Below are 16,046 nucleotides of genomic sequence, written 5' to 3' on the forward strand. Positions count from 1 at the left end.
CTCTGCCTGCCAACGCTCGTCCGTGAAGAACAAGCGCGCACGACCCCGAAAGCTCAGGCTGTGCTCAATCCAGACCGAGCCATTGCGCACCGCGCGGCGCAGGGCAAACAGGGTGGCCACCTCCAACGCCTGAAACGCCCGTTCCCGGTCTGGGCTGGAGATCGAAACCTGCCAGATCATTCCCAGACTTGGTGCCACCACTTCAACTGGCAGCTTTCTGGATCCTTTGAGATATAAAGCTTGCAGCTTGGCAAGGTACTCGATGGCAGGATGCTCGCCGGTGGCCTGCCAGGGCAGCTTTGCAATGGCGACGAGCAACGACCGCACGGGGCGAATTCCATCAATCAATCCCTCGCGGACCAGGGAGGCCCTGCTCGGTGGTTTGCGTTTCTGGGTTTCGGTGATCAAGGCTTCAAGACGGGCACGCAACTCAGCATCTGGCACCGCACCTTGCGCGCTCAAGGCAACAAGTTCGCCGAGCAGCGTTTTGTACATTGCGGCCCAATTGACGGTAGCGGGGACATCGGCGGCAGCCTGACGCCACAGATCGGCGATCCGGCGCTGCACCATAAGGATCAACTGGTCTGTGGTGGTGAACAGGCAATACCGAAGAAAGCATGCGACCTCCACGGTGCGCGCTGGCTCTTTGATCTTGGCTCCGGCTGAGGGCGGCCTGGAGACAAGTCGGCGCGCGTAGCGGCGCAAGATGAGATCGGGGATGTCTGCCAGGTGCTTATGAACGTCCAGCGTGTAAAGCAGGTCGATGCGCTCCAGTACCTCGCTGATTTGGCGGGTTGAGTGTTTCGCCGGTGCAGCCCATAGCCAACTCTGCTGGGTTTGTCCATCTGGGCGCAGCTCTGAAACTGAGGCTCGCCAGCGATCAAGTGTTGCTGGATCAACGCTGGCGGCGATGGCGGTGCCTGTTTCAACTTCAAGCTGGGCAAGTGCCGCCGCAATCAGTGTCCGAATTGCCCGCTCGTGCACGATCACCAGCTTGTTCTTGTACAGCCATTGACGCGCCCGCACGAGTAGCTGATCGCGGTCGGCGCAGCGCGCCACTTCGTCGCGCAGTTCACGTACCAGTGAGCGGCGCTGGTGCTCGCTCATCCACTGGAATCCAAGGACCGTGCAGGCTACTTGTTGGTGATCGAATAGCGTGCGCCCGCGTTCATACATGGCTCTCAGCGAGGCGACTTCTGGTGCTGCAATGCCAAGCTCGTTGCCAAGGTGGCGCCACAAGGCTACTGGAATTACCCGAAAGGCACCGAGCAAACGCCCACTCATGCGCAGGAAACCAATATGGAGCGCCAGACCAAGCTTGTGGGAATCACCTCGGCGTGCATTGATTGCGTCGCGCTCGGCACCATCGAAGGTGAAAAATGCCTTCATCTCGAAGTCGCTGATATCGCGGGGGAGCCCACGCATCCCCAAAAACGTTGTGTGCCAACCCTGCATCGTGAACCTCAAAAGTGGGAGGCCACCATACCCGTTTACAAAGCGAACAGGAAAGTCAATGAAATCAACGGTCTACCCAGACCACCCCCGCGCCAGTGCTAGCTTTGCGTACCGTCACTTATTGCACTGAAAACGAGGAGACCCCGTGTCGGCCTGGCGGCCGGTGTACCGTCCCGCTTCCTTTGCAAGCGCCACGCCCTGGCGCTGCCGCTCGCGCCGGTCTTCGTAGTCGTCGCGGGCCATCTGCAGTGTCGTTTCTCAGAAGGCGACTGCACGGAATGTCAGGAGTCGGCTGCACGGGCGCGCATAACGGTTTGCCGACTGGTGCCAAGCTTGCGGGCGAGGGCTGAAACGCTCACTCCAGCCGCCAGTTCGTCGCGCACGGCCTGCTTCTGCCGCTCGCTGAGCGTGGCCGGGCGACCCAGCGTCTTGCCTTCTGCCTTGGCCCGGTTGAGGCCCGATTGCGTGCGCTCGATCAGCAAATCCCGCTCGAACTGCGCCACGGCATTTAGGACGTTCATCGTCATCGTGCCCGCCGAACTGGTGAGGTCAACGCCGCCAAGGGCGAGGCAATGCACGCGCACGCCCATCCCGGCCAGCGCCTTCACCGTTGAACTGACGTCAATGGCATCGCGGCCAAGCCGATCCAGCTTCGTGACGATGAGCACGTCACCGGCCTCCAAGCGATCCATGAGCTTCGAGAACCCCCGGCGCTGCGCAATCGCAGTGCTGCCCGAAATCGTCTCCGTCACGATCCGGCGCGGCTCGACGTGAAAACCAGCGGCCTCGATCTCCTGAATCTGGTTTTCGGTCGTCTGGCCTGTCGTGGACACGCGGGCATAGGCGAAGGTGCGCGGCATGGATCGGAATCGTCCTTATATAGTGTCCGAAATATCGCCCATGTCCGAAACAATGTAAATATAGTTTTTGGACAGCTCTTCTCTGCCCTGTCCGAAACCGCTCGATTGCGGACACCGCCGACCTGTCCGCAACGTCGTGCAGAGGACTTCTGAGCAACTCCGACTTTGCGCGGCGCTTTGTGCATAGGACTGCTGACGAATCCCGTTCAGAAGTCCGCTGCACAAGAGGCGACTAGCCCAGTGATTTGGTGCTATCGCCTTTTGAAAACGACACAGTAGATCTCGACCAGGTTGGCCAGCCTGGCCAACTCGGTGTTGGCCACGGCCGCCGCGTGCATGCTCGATGCGCGGCAGGGGCAAAAAAAAGCCGCCTCGGGGTGCGAGGCGGCAAGGGAGGCTGCGGAGCGGTAGGGAGGGAGGGAGGAACCCGCTCACACAGTGCAGCCATTATGCGGGCGGTTCGTTAAATCCGTTGTCATATTTTCGCAGCGCGGCGCGGCTGCAACGGTTGGTCCTGTCGTTGCACGCGCTGTTGCTGCTGCTCGATACGCGCCTGGTGCTTCTCGATCACGTCATGGACGGCGGCCCGCACCTGGCGGTCGATCCCTTCCTTGCCCAGCACGCTCTTGTTCGCCAGGTCGTTGAAGTCGGTCTTGCCCTTCATGTGATCGAGCGCGGCAAGCTGCTGGTCGCTGAGTGTCGTCCCGGTGCGCTGATGCTCCCTGAACTTGTCCGGGGTGACGGGTGGAAGGCCAGCGGGATAGCTGTTCTCGCCCGGCGCAAAGATCGGCAGCATTGCCTTGCCTCCGGTGATCTTCGCGGCCTCCTGGGCCTTCGCCTTGCCTGGGTTGACGCCCTGCGTCAGCTCCAGGTGGCGGTCATCGTCGCCGGCGATGATGACGGGCTTGTCCGGGAATTTCTCGTGCAGCGCCTTCGCAACGGCCGGCAGGTTCCCCGAGTCGAACGCGGCCACGGTGGCGAAGCCCAGCGATTGCGACAAGCTGCCGGCAGTCGCATAGCCTTCACCGATCACAAGGGCGGGGGCCTGGGCCAGCGCATCCATGCCGCCGACGACATGGAAGCAACCTTCCTTGCGGCTGTCCTTCGCAAACCGCTTTGTGCCGTCCTCCTGGATGTATTGCATCGTCCACTGCTTGCCGTCCACGTCCGTTGCGGGGATGTAGGTCTTCTGGCCTGCGCGGTCGGTGAAGACGCCGGCCTGCGGCTCGATGCCCTTGGCCTGCATGTAGGGCGTCGGCTGCTCGACCGGCACCAGGTCGGCCATCTGGCGGCCGACACGTTGCGCGGTCGCTTCGTGGGCCTGAGCCTGCTCGGCTTCGCGGGCCTGCAGCTTGGTGGCGGCCTCGGCCGCCATGCGTGCCTTCTCTTCGGGATCGAGGGTGTAGCCCTTGGACTTCCATTTCATGTCGATGCCGGTCTTGTTGTTCTTCATGTAGCCGGCAGGGTGTCCGTCAAGATGGCCGACATAGAAACCCGAGCCGGCTTTCTCGCTGGGCTTCTCGCCTTCCACGCTGATGCGGTGTTTCTTGCCGTCCATGATGGGATGCTCGCCGCTGACCACGCAGCCGATGGAGCGCAGCGCATCGGCAAACTCTTCCTGCGGCGTCATGGCCGGCCCCTGCTGGTCGGGCACGTTCTCGGGCTTCCAGCGGGCCAGCTTCTCCATGTCGGCCTTCGGGCCGGCATACCAGGACTTCGCTACCTTGTCCCACTCGGCGCCGGCCGCCTTGGCCGCGATGCGCTCGCCGTAGGGAACAGCCAGGTATTCCCGCTCCTGGGCCGCTTTGCGGCCCACGGTGGGGCCTTCGGTCGTCTGCACGGCCTGCGGCGCGTCTACGGCGGCCGTAGCGGCCCCCTGCGCCCATTTTGCGAAGGGGCCTGCAGCGACACCGGCCGGAACGTACCAGGACTGTTCCTGCCGGTCCCACTTCGCACCCAGCGCCTTCGCCTCGTCTTTCTCGCGGTAGGGCACTTGGATGAAGGTCTTTTGCGCCTGGGCCTCGGCCTTGATCTGGCTCGGGGACTGCGCTGCCGGCGCTGCGGCCTGCTGCTGGCCCCGTTCCCGCTCGAACTCGGCGATTCGGCGCTGCATGTCGGCATCGTTGAGCATGGCCGCGCCCTCGGCATCCTTGCGGGCCTCTTTAGCGGCTGAAATTTGCTCGTCCGTGCTGTTCGGGTCGCGGCGCACCGCGTTTTCGAGCACGCGGGCCAGCTTGGCCGCCTGCTCGTGCGGGTTCTGCTCGGTAATGGCATCGACCATGCGCAGCTGGTCGGCCAGCTCGTCGGCCTCGGTGACGGATGGGAAGTCGGCCAGCCACTGATGCGTGCCGTCCTCGTGCTGCGCGTAGACCCCGAAGAACTCCGGTTCAACGCCAAGGGAATGTGCTGCGGCGACGTGAGGCTTGCCGTCGATCTGTTGCGTCACGTTGCCCTGCACATGGATTCGACCGTTCCAATCGGCCGGCATGTCCACGCCGAAGCCTTCCTTCGCGCTCTGCTGGAACGATGCCGGGCTGATGGTGCGTGCGTCGGCCGTCAAGATGATGGCGTTGCGCCGCTCGGCCAGCTCGAATTTCTCGCTCGTCTGCAGGGCGGCCGGGTCGGACACCCGCGTGACGGCTTCTAGTACGCGCTCGATGTAGGCCGCCTCGGCCCGCTTGGCTTGTTGTGCTTGCATGTTCGCCTCCTGCTGCTTCCCTTCGTCCAACATGGCGGCAACGCGGACGCCGTAGGAATCCTGAATCGACTTATCGGCCCGTGCGGCGGCGGCTGTCGCAATTCGGGCGGCCTGCTCGGCCGTCGCACCTACTGGAATGAGCGCGCCATCTGCCGCCACCACGTTGCGCCCTTCGCTGAGGTACTGGAATTGCAAAGTGCGGTTGATGCCATCGCCGGCCGTGATGAACGCATGTGCATCGTTCTTACCGTTCACCGTATCGAACGACTTGGACGCGATGGCAGCGCCATCGCTGCGCACCCAGCCGGCCGACTCCAGCGCGGCCACAACACTTTCAGCTTGTGTCTCCGGCAGCGCCTGGCGCTGCTGCTGCTGCTGGTCCTGCACCTGTTGCTGCTCCAGGCCCAGCACATAGTCTTGAATCTTCTCGGCATCTGCAGCGGCCCGGAAAATCTCCAGCGGATCGTCCTGCAGCGCCTTGATCCACGAACCCACATAGGCGACGTGCTGGCCGGGATCGTGGCCGATGCCCAGCTCGTCGCCCAAGATCATGCTGGCGATTTCCGCCCGCAGCTCTTCCTTGGCGTACCCCTCGGACCCGAATGGATTGGACAAGTCTCGATCAAGGCGCGACTCGTGGCCGGTCCAGTGGCCCAGCTCGTGGAGCGCGGTCGCGTAGTAGTTGTCGGCCGTGGGGAACTGCCCCTTGTCGGGCATGTGGATGCTGTCCGTCGCCGGGCGGTAGAACGCCCGGTTCTGCTCGCCGTGGCGGATCACGGCACCGGACGCCTGCAGGATGTGTTCGGCGCGCTCCACGGCCGTCCAATCCTGTTGCTTGCGCGGTTGCAGCGGTGGAAGCCCGTCGATCTGCTCGGCGTTGAACACCGTCGCAAAGAACACCCTCGGCCGCTCCAGCTTGACCGACTGCTTGACCGGCTCGCCCTGTGCATCAAGGACGGGCTTGCCGTCCGCGTCGGTCTTGATCTGCTCGTCGCTGAACTTCCAGTATTGGATCGGCGTTCCCTTCTCGCCCTTGCGCACCTGGGCACCAACGGCAGCCGCCTGCTTGTAGGTCATCCAGCGCTGGTCGCTGTGGCCCTGGCTCATGAGCTGGATAGCGTTGATGCCCCGGTAGCGCTTGCCGGTGGTCGGGTTCGTCGGAATGAAAGCACCAGGTTGACCAGGCTCCCACGGCTTTTGCCATGGAGCGGTGCCCTCTTTCAATTGCTCGATCAGCTTCTCGGCCACTGTCTCGTGAAATGGCTTTTTCGGCTCCATCTTGTCGTCCCTTCTGAATAGCTCGTTGATCTGCGGAAAGGTCTGCTGCGTCCTGGATCGGTCGTGCAGGCCCTGAGCGACGACGCACACGATGTTGTGCAAGTCGTCCGCCTGCATGGGCCGCACGCGGGCGATGCAGGTTTCCGCGAATGACTGCTGGCCCTTCTGCCGCACCTGGTCTGTGCCCTGGGCGAAGAGGTCCGCGCCCTGGTGATGGCTTGGCTCGATGCCCTCGCAGTACAGGGCAAAGACTTCCTCGGCGCGCACGTCCACGGGATAGCCGGCGTAACGCCGGTCTATGTCGTCCCATAGCGGTTTGAGGCTGGGTTCCTCGCGGGCGGCCACCAGGCCGTCCAGCAAGGCACGCTTCTCTGCCGGCGCGAAGGTGTTGGCTCCGTAGTGGCCCAACACCTCGTGCCGCAGCGTCAGCAGCAGGTCGCCGGCATCCTCCACGTTCGCCAGGGGCACGTCCACGCGGCCACGGTAGGCACGGCCGGCGTGCTGCGTCTCCTTCGGGACGTAGCCGCCTTTCATGTCCTGGGGCACTTCGGCGGCTCGCGGCCCGTACAGCTCGGCGGCGTCCTCGCGGAATTTGTAGGCCAGCTCAAGCGCGCCGGGGTAGTCGCGGACAAAGGCCCGCGTCACCTCCTGCGCCTCGGCTTTCGTGATGGGCATGGATCAGCCCTCCTTGGCCTTGCGTGCGGCGGCCTGGGCGACCGACTCGCCGGGGCGCAGCTCGTACAGCTTGCGGGCGTTGGTGGTCGAGACGATGCGCGGGAGGTCTGCGCTCGGGCCGTCATCGTCAAGGAATGCCGGCTCCAGCGACCCATCGCCGGCCAGGTCGGCCAGGTCGTCGGTGCTGGCGAGGGCATCGCCTTCGCTCAAGGCGTCTTCTGCGAACGCGCCGGCACGGTCGGCCTCGTCGGGATCGAATTCGGCCTGGTAGCCGGGCGTCTGTGCATCGGTCAGCTTCTCGCGCAAGGCTTCCGCGCTGGCTGCGGCGTCGTCAATGGCCGGGATCACTTCGGCGGCCTGGTCGTTGGTTTGCTGGGTCATGTCATCACTCCTTCGGTTTGCTGTAATCGGGCTTGCCCTTGATGTCGGGATAGGTCTGTGTGCATGTCGGGTAGTTGCTGCAACCCCACCAGAACATGCCTTTCTTCTTCGTGCTGGCCCGCCTAGACAAGCCGCTGCCGCAAGCCATGCACTTGTGCAGCTCCGACACCTTTGGCGTCTCTCGCGGCACGGGCTTGCCGGCCTTGTCTTCGCAGACGAACTTGCAGCCATCGGCGAAGCCGGTGCATCCCCAAAAGAACTCGTTCTTTTCCTTCTTCTTGATGCGGCGCAACGGCTTGGCGCAGAGCGGGCAAGGGTGCGTGTCAACCTTGATTGCCAGCCCGTTTTCCTTCACGCCGGCCACCTCGCCAGCGATGTAGTCCATCAGCTCGCGCACGAATGATTCGGTGTCGCGCTGGCCGGCCTGGATGGCCTTCTGCTGCTCATGCCAGAGCGCGGTCATGTCGGGGAATTTGGCCTGGTCGGGCAGGGCGTCGTAGAACTCTTCGGCCGTGGGTGTGGGCACGATGTTCTTGCCTTGCTCGACCAGGTAGGCGCGCTCGAAGAGCGTGGCGATGATGCTGTCTCGCGTGGCCGGCGTCCCGATGCCGCCATGCTCGCCTTCCTTGCCCTTGTCCTTCTCCAGCAGCAGCTTGCGCAGGCGGTCGTCGCGGATGTACTTGGCAACGCGGGTCAAGTCCCCTAGCAGGGTCGCCATCGTGTAGAGCGGCTGCGGCTTCGTTTCCTGCTTGGCGGCCTCGGCATCGACGCAGACGCCGGCCTGGCCGTCGCGCAGCGTGCGTATGTCGATGGACAGGTCGTTCTCGTCGCCTTCCAGGTCTTCATTGCCCGCGTCGTTCTTGTAGAGAACAAGCCAGCCTTGGCGCGTGGTGACGTTGGAGCGCACGGCGAAGCGGTGCCCCTCGGACTCCACCAGCACATCGGTCTGGTCGTATTGGTGCTTGGGCCAGAACTGCGCGATGTAGGCGCGGGCGATCAGCAAATAGATCTTCTGTTCCCCCTCGCTCAACGCCGCCAGGTTCGCCGTCGCCTCTGTTGGAATGATCCCGTGGTGGGCGGAAACCTTGGACGAATTGAAGGCCCGGCTCTTGATCGAGGGATCGGCCCGCTGCGCAACGGCGGCCAACATGGGCGCGGTCTGCGTGATCGCCGCCAGCACGCCCGGCGCGTCCCCGTGCTGCTCGTCGCTGAGGTATTCGCAGTCGCTGCGGTTGTACGTGATGAGCTTGTGCTTTTCGCGCAGCGACTGCGTTATGTCCTTGGTCTGGTCGGGCTTGAAACCGAACTTGCGGGAGGCATCGGTTTGCAGCTTCAACAGGTTGTAAGGCAAGGGCGGATGCTGTTCTTTCTGCTTGGTGTCGGCGCTGACGATTCGCGCAGGCTTGCCCTTGACGGCATCCGCGATGGCCTGGGCATGCTGCTCTTCGATCAGCCGGCCCTTCTCGTCCACTGGATCGGCTTCAACGATCTGATACCGCGCAGGGAAGGCAACGCCTTCGACCTCAAACCGTCCGGTGACGTTGTAGTAGTACGCCTTCTTGTGGGCCTTGAATGCCCGCGTGCGGCGCACGACAAGGCCGACGATGGGGGTCTGCACCCGGCCCACGCTCATGACGCCCTGGTAGCCCTTCTGGCGGGCCGCCAGGGTGTAGGCGCGGGTCATGTTGTAGCCGTAGAGCTGGTCGCCCACGCTGCGGGCCTCGGCGGCGGCCGACAGGCCGGCGAACTCGCGGTTGTCGCGCATGCTCTCCAGCGCCTTGCGCACAACCTTGGTGTTGTTGTCGTTGATGAGAACCCGCTTCACCGGAAGAGTGCAGCCGGCGTACTCCAGGATTTCATCGACAAGAAGCTGCCCTTCATCGTCGGGGTCGCCAGCGTTGACGACGCTGCTGGCTTTCTTCAACAGGCCGAGAATGACCTTGAGCTGGTCCTTCGCGCCCTTGTCACCGCTGGGCTTCTTCTTCCAAGGAATATGGGACATGGGCAGGTCGTCCATGTTCCATTTGCTGTATCGCTCGTCGTAGTCCTCGGGGTCCAGCAGTTGCAGCATGTGGCCGTAGCACCAGGCCACATAGTCGCCGCCGCAGTCGTAGTACCCGTCCTTGCGGCTTCCGCCTCCCAAGCCTTCGACAATGGCTTTCGCCAGGTCGGGCTTTTCTGCAATGAACAAACGCATGGTGCCTCCTACCAGGTGATGACCGGGACGATCACGGTCTTGATTTGCGAAACGTTGACCGGCCCGAAGTAGCGGCCGTCGAACGATGTGCCGCTCACGTCCGACATAAGCAGCACCTCGGAATTGCCCAGCTCGTAGCTGTTGGTCTGGTAGCGCGGCAAGGGCCGGCCAGCCTTGTCGGTCTTGAGCGGTGCGCTCAGTGGCAGCAGTGCGCCATTCACTCGCACGCCGTCATCGGCCACGGTGACGGCATCGGCTTTAGCGGCTAAAACCTTTTTCATGAGGTAGCCGTAGCCGCCAGGGCAGAACCCGCCCCCGATGTAGCCCCGTTCCTTGGCGTCACCGAACACGCCGACTTGCGGCGGGCAAAACATGACGTAAGCGCTCTTCTCTACCGGCGCGCTGCTTGCCCAATAGAGGCCGACGGGAATGCTCTTCGTGGTGTTGACGCGGGCACCGGCTGCATAGCAGGCAACGCCCAAGGCGAGCACGGCAGCGCCGCCGATGGCGGTGCCGATGGTGATCCGTTTCAGCAAGCGGCTCATATCGTGATCCCCTCCCCTGCGGGCGCGACAAAGCTGTTACGCAGCTTGTCGCTGTTCTTCGGTGCGGGAATCGCCGCCCGCGCCTGAAAGGTCGGGTCTTGGAAATACAGTGGCTGCTTGCCGTAGATCGCGGGATAGCCCGCGACGTACACCACCATGTCGCCGGCCTTTGCAATGTCGCCGCCCTCGGTCTTCACCGGGCCGGGCATGCGCAGGCACTCATCGGGCGTGAGCAAGGGGCGCTGAACTTCCTGGATCGTGCGCGACACCTGGCCCAGCAAAGCGCTCGTGCGCCGGCCGCTGGTGGTGATCTGCTCCTTCGCTACGGTGGTCTGGCCGGTGAGCTTGGAAAGATGCTCGGCCGTCTCAACGCGGTTCGGTGGGTAGGCGTTCTGGACGTGGCAGTTCGACGTGATGCTCTCGTCGTGGCCGTAGCCGGTTTCGCGGCTCTTGAGCTGGTTAATGTCCTGGCAAATCAGGTAGCACTTGATGCCGTAGCCGGCCACGAATGCCAGCGACTCCTGCATGATTTCGAGCTTCCCCAGGCTGGGAAACTCGTCAAGCATCATCAGCATGCGGTGCTTGTAGTGCGCCACCGGACGGCCGTTCTCGAAGTCCATCTTGTCGGCCAGCAGGCGAACGATCATGTTCACCATGACCCGCACCAACGGCCGCAGGCGGGCCTTGTCGTTTGGCTGCGTGACGATGTAGAGACTCACCGCGTTGTCGTGGTGCATCAAGTCCTTGATCTTGAATTCGGACTTGCTCACGTTGCGGGCCACGATGGGATCGCGGTACAGGGCCAAGTAGGACTTGGCGGTGGACAGCACCGATCCTGCTTCCTCGTCGGGCCGGTCCATCATGTCGCGGGCGGCAGAGCCGACAACCGGGTGGACCTGGCCGTCTACGTGGCTGTAGGTGGTCATTTCCATCCACAGCTCGCCAATGTCGCGGTTGGGGTCGGCCAGCATGGCATCGACGCCGGGCAGCGTGGCCGGCGTGCCTTCGGCCTTGGCCTTGTAGAGCGCATGCAGGATCACGCCGACAAGCAGCGCCTGGCTGGTCTTTTGCCAGTGCGATTCGAGGCCCTTGCCGTCCGGGTCAACGATCAGCGTTGCGAGGTTCTGCACGTCGCCCACTTCGTTTTCCGTGCCAAGGCGGATTTCATCGAGTGGGTTCCAGCAAACGCTACCGCTGGCCGTCGCCGGCTCGAAACGCAGAACCTTGTTCTTCGCATGCTTCTGCCGCCATCCGGCCGTCAGCGCCCACAGCTCGCCTTTCAGGTCGGTGATGACTGCGCTATGGCCCCAGGACAGCAGCGTAGGAACCACCAGGCCGACGCCCTTGCCGGAACGGGTCGGCGCATAGCAAAGCACATGCTCCGGCCCGTTGTGGCGCAAGTAGTGCTGCTTGCCCTTCTTGTCGATCCACGCGCCCACGTAGACGCCTGAGCTGGCCGCCGCATCCTTGCCGGTGATGGTTTGCCAGAACGACCGCGCACGCGGGATGAGGCCGGCCGCCTGAATGTCCCTGACGTTCGCCCAGCGGGCCGAGCCGTGCAGGTACTCGTTCACCTTCGATGAATTCGCCAGCACCATCTTGGCGACAACCAGGCTGATGAGGCCAACGCCGGTAATCGTGACGCCGATGCTTCCGGCGCGCATGAAGGCGTCGGGGTACTGGCCGTACCACTTGCCGGCCCACTGGACGATTCCCCACGGCGGGTAAATGTGGTTGATGTGCGCGCCAAGCGCGGCCTGGTACTTGAAGTCATGGGCGAAGAACTGCGTAGCAGCCTGCAATCCGCCGCCAAGGGACAGCACGGCCAGCGCCGGGATGACCTTGCCAGGCCCCTCCTTCTCGGCGCGTACCTGCGGCCCTACCGCGTTGTTGAACCTGTCTTTTGTCATCTGCTACGTCCTTTCGTCGTTTTGATGGAACCCTGGGGGGTCACGGTGATGGCATCACCAACGGCAAGGCGCTTGAGGCGTCGTGCGGTCGGCTCATCAACTGGCAGCACCATGACTTCCTCGCCGCGTGTCAGAAGGGCCAGTGATTGCCCCTCGACCTGGCGGATGCCGGCGAAAGTCGCGGCCCCGTCCTGCCCGTCAGTATAGCGGGAGTGCTTCGGTATATCGAATCCTTTAAGGCGCTTGCCCTCCCGCTCCGCTATGTATTTGTCGGCGGCAGCGGCAACCTGCGGGCTTAGTCTTCCTGGCCCAAAAATATCCCGTCGCAGGCCGTCAACTGGTTTGGCTCCTTGTTGCTCCACGTCACCAGGAACATGACGCGGCAATAGCACTTCACTTCCGCTGGCGAGCTGAACCACACCGAGTTGGGACAGTCTTCGCAGACGGTTTTGGCTTTGGGGCGGCGGCTTTCGTCCAACGCGGCCAACGTTGGGCTTGGTGGTCCGTCCGGCTGCGGCGGCTCGTGGCTGTCCGGCTCGGGCGGCTCCGGGGATTGCGGCAATGGCTGGTCCACTGCCGCTAATGCCGCCTCCAGCAGCTCGTCCTCGGTCGGTTCGGTCATGGTCGTTCTCCTTCGTGGTTGCTTGGGTCAATAGTTCTTGACGGCGGCGCTCCAGGGCGTCGTCGTCAAAGGTGATGGGTAATTTCGAGGCCGCCGCCGCTTGGGCGATCTGCTCTTTGAATGCCGGCGTGCCGCCGACGCTGATGCGGTCGCCGTAGCGATCCATTGCCATGCGCAACGCGGCCTGCATGCCGTCCTGGTCGGCCCCGCGCGAGACTTTCAGGCGGTCGCCATCGTCGCGGACGGCGGTAGGGCCGACGCGATAGATGATCGTGCCCTTCTTCGTCACGCTGTCCTGCTCTGCAGCGGCCGCCTGGGGCCGCAGCGGCCCCGTGCCGGCCACGGTGTTGCCCTTGAGGCCCTGGGCAGCATCGCGGGCGCGCAGCGCCCCTAGCGCCTCCTGGTCGCCCTCTGCGGCCTTGGCGCGCAGCCAATCGGCCCACGCACGGCGCTGGTACTTCTCATGTATCTCTTGCCGTTCCTTGAGGTACTGCTTGTTGATCTTCTCGATCTCGGATTTCATGGTCTTGCTGGTGGCCGAATACATCAGCTTCTTGCCCACGCCGGCCCCTGAAATCAGCTTGATGGTCGAACGCTTGAGCCGCCCGCTACGCTTCGCGGCTTCAATGAGGCGGTCTTTCTTCGCCCTCGCCTTCTCCCATTCGGCCGTGCGCGATCCGCTGATGGTGAGTTGATCGGCCTTGTACTTCGCGTGCAGCTCTACCGTGTTGACACGGGACCGCACCGGCTTCTTGTCGTACTGTTTGCGCGGCTTCTGCGCTGCGCGCTCCAAGTGCTCGGCCGATGGCTCGAAGGTGCCCAGCCTTTCTTCCAGCTTGGCCTTGGAGAATTCGCGGCCGATGGAACTGGCCTTGACGGCAAGGCCGTCAGCGGCTTGGATCACGAACCCATTGCCGCGCTCGCGCAGCTCCAGGCCGTTGTCCCGCATGACCTGGTGCAGAGCCTCCCACGACTGCGCGGCCTGCATGTCTGCGGCGCATTCGCGCTTGACCCAGCCCTGCAGGCTTTCGACGCCTGCATGCCGCTCCATGTCTTGGGCGCGGCCCTCCGATACCAGCTTGTTCCCCTGGTGGTTGTCGCGCTCCAGGCCGTATTCGCGTTCGAGCTTTTCGCAGAGCTGCCCGAGCGTGTGATAAGCGTTGAATGGCTCCAGGATCGTGTAGCGCGTTGGGTGAATCTTGTTGATGGCAATGTGAATGTGCAGGTTGTCGGTGTCGTGGTGAACGGCACTGACGCGCTGATGCTCGCCAAACCCCAGCCCTTCGCATATCCGCGCCTCGATGGCCTTCAAGGTCGCGTCGTCGGGTTGCTCGCCTGGCCGGAAGCTGACGATCAGGTGATACGTCTTGTCGGCCCCCGACCGGGTGTTTTGCGCCTGGGTGTTGAGGACTTCGGTGATCGCCACTTCGGGCCGGTCTGTGTGGCAGTTCGTGACAGCCACGTAGCCCACGCGCTCGTTCTTCGCCTGTTCGTCGGTGATGTACTTCACCAGACCGGCGAAGTCACTCTTCTGCACCGTCTTCATGGAAACGTGCTTTGCGATCACGGCCACCCCCCGCAATTTTTAGCGGCTAAAGGGCTCATCGCTTCACCCTTGGAGTGACAACCTCCTGCATGACCTCGTGCATGCGGTCCTGCGTGGATTCGATCCTCGACAACAGGGCGAGGATGGTCGTCTCTCCAAACTGGAGCGTCCTCACGTCATCGGTGAGCCACAGCTTCAGCAGCCCACCCAGCCGCCCAAGGTCGCCATTGATGCGAGCAAGTTCTTCAACTCGCTTGTTGTCCAGGATGCCGGGCACCTGGTAGCCAAGACCCACGTTCCGCAGGTACGCCGCCACGGGAAGCCCGACCGAAGCCGCCAGTCGTTTGATTTCGGCTTCCTCGTCGGGAAGCACGGGGACGCGCAAATGCCGGCCCGCTTTGCGGGTCGGCATTTGCGGATCGTCGCTGTTTCTTGTCTTTGCCATTGGCCTCTCTTTAGCGGCTAAAGCCGCGCACCTCAGACGGCGGTAGCCGTCAGCCTCGCAGAGCAGGATTCCCCGTTGAGCACGAAGTGCGAATAAGGGGATAGTGAAGATAGATAACCGGCTTTCCGGTTAGCTAACTTCACCTATCCTGCCCGCCTTTCGGCGGTATGAACACCAAGGAAAGCATACACCACCGCGCCGCATTTAACCGCTGTTATTGCGCTGAAAGCTAACCGATATAGCGAAAAAGCGCATAGGATGCCTATAATCAGCCTCAATCGCCTTGTTTCAGCGCACTGTCAGCACATTGACAGCGCTGTAACAGCGATCTTTTTGCGATCTAACGCAGTGCTAGAGTTGTACGCAATAGGAACGACATGGAAAACGAACGATGCCGAAGAGCTACCCCGAAGAGCTGGCCGAATGGGTGAAAAAACGCGAAGCAACCAGGCCGAGACAGGACAAGAACGTGGTGGCGTTCTTGGCCCTCAAGAGCGACGTGCAGGACGCAATCGCGGCCGGCTATTCGCTTCTAACGATCTGGGAGCATCTGCACGAGAAGGGGAAGATCCCGTATCGCTACGAAACCTTCTTGAAGCATGTACGCCGGCACATCAAGGGCCGGCCTCCTGCGGTGGTAGACGGCCAGCCATCGACGCCACCAGACCCGCCACGTCCACCCGCTGCAGGCAAGACCGCTGCACCACGGCCGCAACAACCAACGAAGTCAGCGCCAGCTCCGGCCGGCTTCAAATTTGACTCTCAACCGAAAAAAGAGGATTTACTGTAATGGCGAAAATTCACATGGTTCTGCAAGGCAAGGGCGGGGTGGGCAAGTCGTTCATCGCGGCCACCTTGGCACAGTACAAGGCAAGCAAGGGGCAGAAGCCACTCTGCATCGACACGGACCCGGTGAACGCCACGTTCGCCGGCTACAAAGCCCTCGGGGTGAAGCGCCTCCAGATCATGGAAGGCGACGAAATCAACCCGCGCAACTTCGATACCTTGGTCGAATTAGTTGCGCCGTCGAAGGATGACGTAATCATCGACAACGGGGCCAGCTCGTTCGTGCCGCTTTCGCACTACCTCATCAGCAACCAGGTGCCGGCACTCCTGGCAGACATGGGGCATGAACTGGTCGTGCATACGGTCATCACGGGCGGCCAGGCTCTTCTTGACACCGTGAGCGGCTTTTCGCAGCTCGTGAGCCAGTTCCCCACGGAAGCAATTTTCGTGGTGTGGCTGAATCCGTATTGGGGGCCGATTGAGCACGAAGGTAAGGGCTTTGAACAGTTGAAGGCATACACTGTTAGCGGCGGTCTAAACCCGCGTAAATCTGGCGGCGGTAAGTGGTGACGGAATTTGGTGACGTAATCCGGTGTTCATTTCTGGTGGCGGATTCTGGGTGCGGTTTTCGGTGCTGAGCGTGCCAAC

Annotated in this window: 10 protein-coding genes and 1 pseudogene; 2 read left to right on the plus strand and 9 right to left on the minus strand. The window is 62.8% G+C overall.

The features are described 5' to 3' along the window. The 9 genes and pseudogenes from AC0GNR_RS18060 to traJ form a co-directional block, all read right to left on the minus strand. A pseudogene (locus AC0GNR_RS18060) lies at positions 1-1,455 on the minus strand (Tn3-like element IS1071 family transposase); the annotation flags it as partial. Positions 1,456-1,736: 281 nt separating this feature from the next. Further along, on the minus strand, positions 1,737-2,315 hold the full coding sequence (locus AC0GNR_RS18065; protein ID WP_296339167.1) for a recombinase family protein: 579 nt from the start codon (positions 2,313-2,315) through the stop codon (positions 1,737-1,739). A gap of 475 nt (positions 2,316-2,790) precedes the next feature. After that, the gene (locus AC0GNR_RS18070; protein WP_472902220.1) at positions 2,791-6,966 is read right to left on the minus strand and encodes a zincin-like metallopeptidase domain-containing protein; all 4,176 of its coding nucleotides are present in this window, start codon (positions 6,964-6,966) and stop codon (positions 2,791-2,793) included. Between the two features lie 3 nt (positions 6,967-6,969). Further along, entirely contained in the window at positions 6,970-7,347 is a 378-nt protein-coding gene (locus AC0GNR_RS18075; protein ID WP_011171724.1) for a hypothetical protein, read from the minus strand. A 4-nt stretch (positions 7,348-7,351) separates the two neighbouring features. Beyond that, complete coding sequence (locus AC0GNR_RS18080; RefSeq protein ID WP_011171725.1) at positions 7,352-9,544, minus strand: DNA topoisomerase 3; 2,193 nt, start codon at positions 9,542-9,544, stop codon at positions 7,352-7,354. A gap of 8 nt (positions 9,545-9,552) precedes the next feature. Beyond that, entirely contained in the window at positions 9,553-10,089 is a 537-nt protein-coding gene (gene traF, locus AC0GNR_RS18085) for a conjugative transfer signal peptidase TraF (protein ID WP_472902221.1), read from the minus strand. Next, positions 10,086-11,999: a type IV secretory system conjugative DNA transfer family protein gene (locus AC0GNR_RS18090; protein ID WP_015063532.1), complete on the minus strand. Its 1,914-nt coding sequence runs from the start codon at positions 11,997-11,999 to the stop codon at positions 10,086-10,088. Before AC0GNR_RS18090 ends, traF begins: the two co-directional genes overlap by 4 nt. After that, on the minus strand, positions 11,996-14,194 hold the full coding sequence (gene traI / locus AC0GNR_RS18095) for a TraI/MobA(P) family conjugative relaxase (protein WP_472902222.1): 2,199 nt from the start codon (positions 14,192-14,194) through the stop codon (positions 11,996-11,998). Before traI ends, AC0GNR_RS18090 begins: the two co-directional genes overlap by 4 nt. A gap of 28 nt (positions 14,195-14,222) precedes the next feature. Further along, complete coding sequence (traJ, locus tag AC0GNR_RS18100) at positions 14,223-14,579, minus strand: conjugal transfer transcriptional regulator TraJ (protein WP_162572166.1); 357 nt, start codon at positions 14,577-14,579, stop codon at positions 14,223-14,225. Positions 14,580-15,003: 424 nt separating this feature from the next. On the opposite strand from traJ, the gene AC0GNR_RS18105 reads away from it, so the two are divergent. Together AC0GNR_RS18105 and AC0GNR_RS18110 are read left to right on the plus strand one after the other, a co-directional pair. Further along, on the plus strand, positions 15,004-15,402 hold the full coding sequence (locus AC0GNR_RS18105; RefSeq protein WP_011171732.1) for a TraK family protein: 399 nt from the start codon (positions 15,004-15,006) through the stop codon (positions 15,400-15,402). After that, positions 15,402-15,968 carry a nucleotide-binding protein gene (locus tag AC0GNR_RS18110; protein WP_472902223.1) on the plus strand — a complete coding sequence of 189 codons (567 nt, stop codon included), beginning with the start codon at positions 15,402-15,404 and terminating at the stop codon, positions 15,966-15,968. Before AC0GNR_RS18105 ends, AC0GNR_RS18110 begins: the two co-directional genes overlap by 1 nt. Positions 15,969-16,046 lie beyond the last annotated feature (78 nt).

Source organism: Hydrogenophaga sp. LT287 (assembly GCF_055702805.1).

Coding starts and splice junctions, on each gene's coding strand:
- AC0GNR_RS18065 (WP_296339167.1), bottom strand. CDS start 2,315: ATGCCGCGCACCTTCGCCTATGCCCGCGTGTCCACGACAGGCCAGACG.
- AC0GNR_RS18070 (WP_472902220.1), bottom strand. CDS start 6,966: ATGCCCATCACGAAAGCCGAGGCGCAGGAGGTGACGCGGGCCTTTGTC.
- AC0GNR_RS18075 (WP_011171724.1), bottom strand. CDS start 7,347: ATGACCCAGCAAACCAACGACCAGGCCGCCGAAGTGATCCCGGCCATT.
- AC0GNR_RS18080 (WP_011171725.1), bottom strand. CDS start 9,544: ATGCGTTTGTTCATTGCAGAAAAGCCCGACCTGGCGAAAGCCATTGTC.
- traF (WP_472902221.1), bottom strand. CDS start 10,089: ATGAGCCGCTTGCTGAAACGGATCACCATCGGCACCGCCATCGGCGGC.
- AC0GNR_RS18090 (WP_015063532.1), bottom strand. CDS start 11,999: ATGACAAAAGACAGGTTCAACAACGCGGTAGGGCCGCAGGTACGCGCC.
- traJ (WP_162572166.1), bottom strand. CDS start 14,579: ATGCCGACCCGCAAAGCGGGCCGGCATTTGCGCGTCCCCGTGCTTCCC.
- AC0GNR_RS18105 (WP_011171732.1), top strand. CDS start 15,004: ATGCCGAAGAGCTACCCCGAAGAGCTGGCCGAATGGGTGAAAAAACGC.
- AC0GNR_RS18110 (WP_472902223.1), top strand. CDS start 15,402: ATGGCGAAAATTCACATGGTTCTGCAAGGCAAGGGCGGGGTGGGCAAG.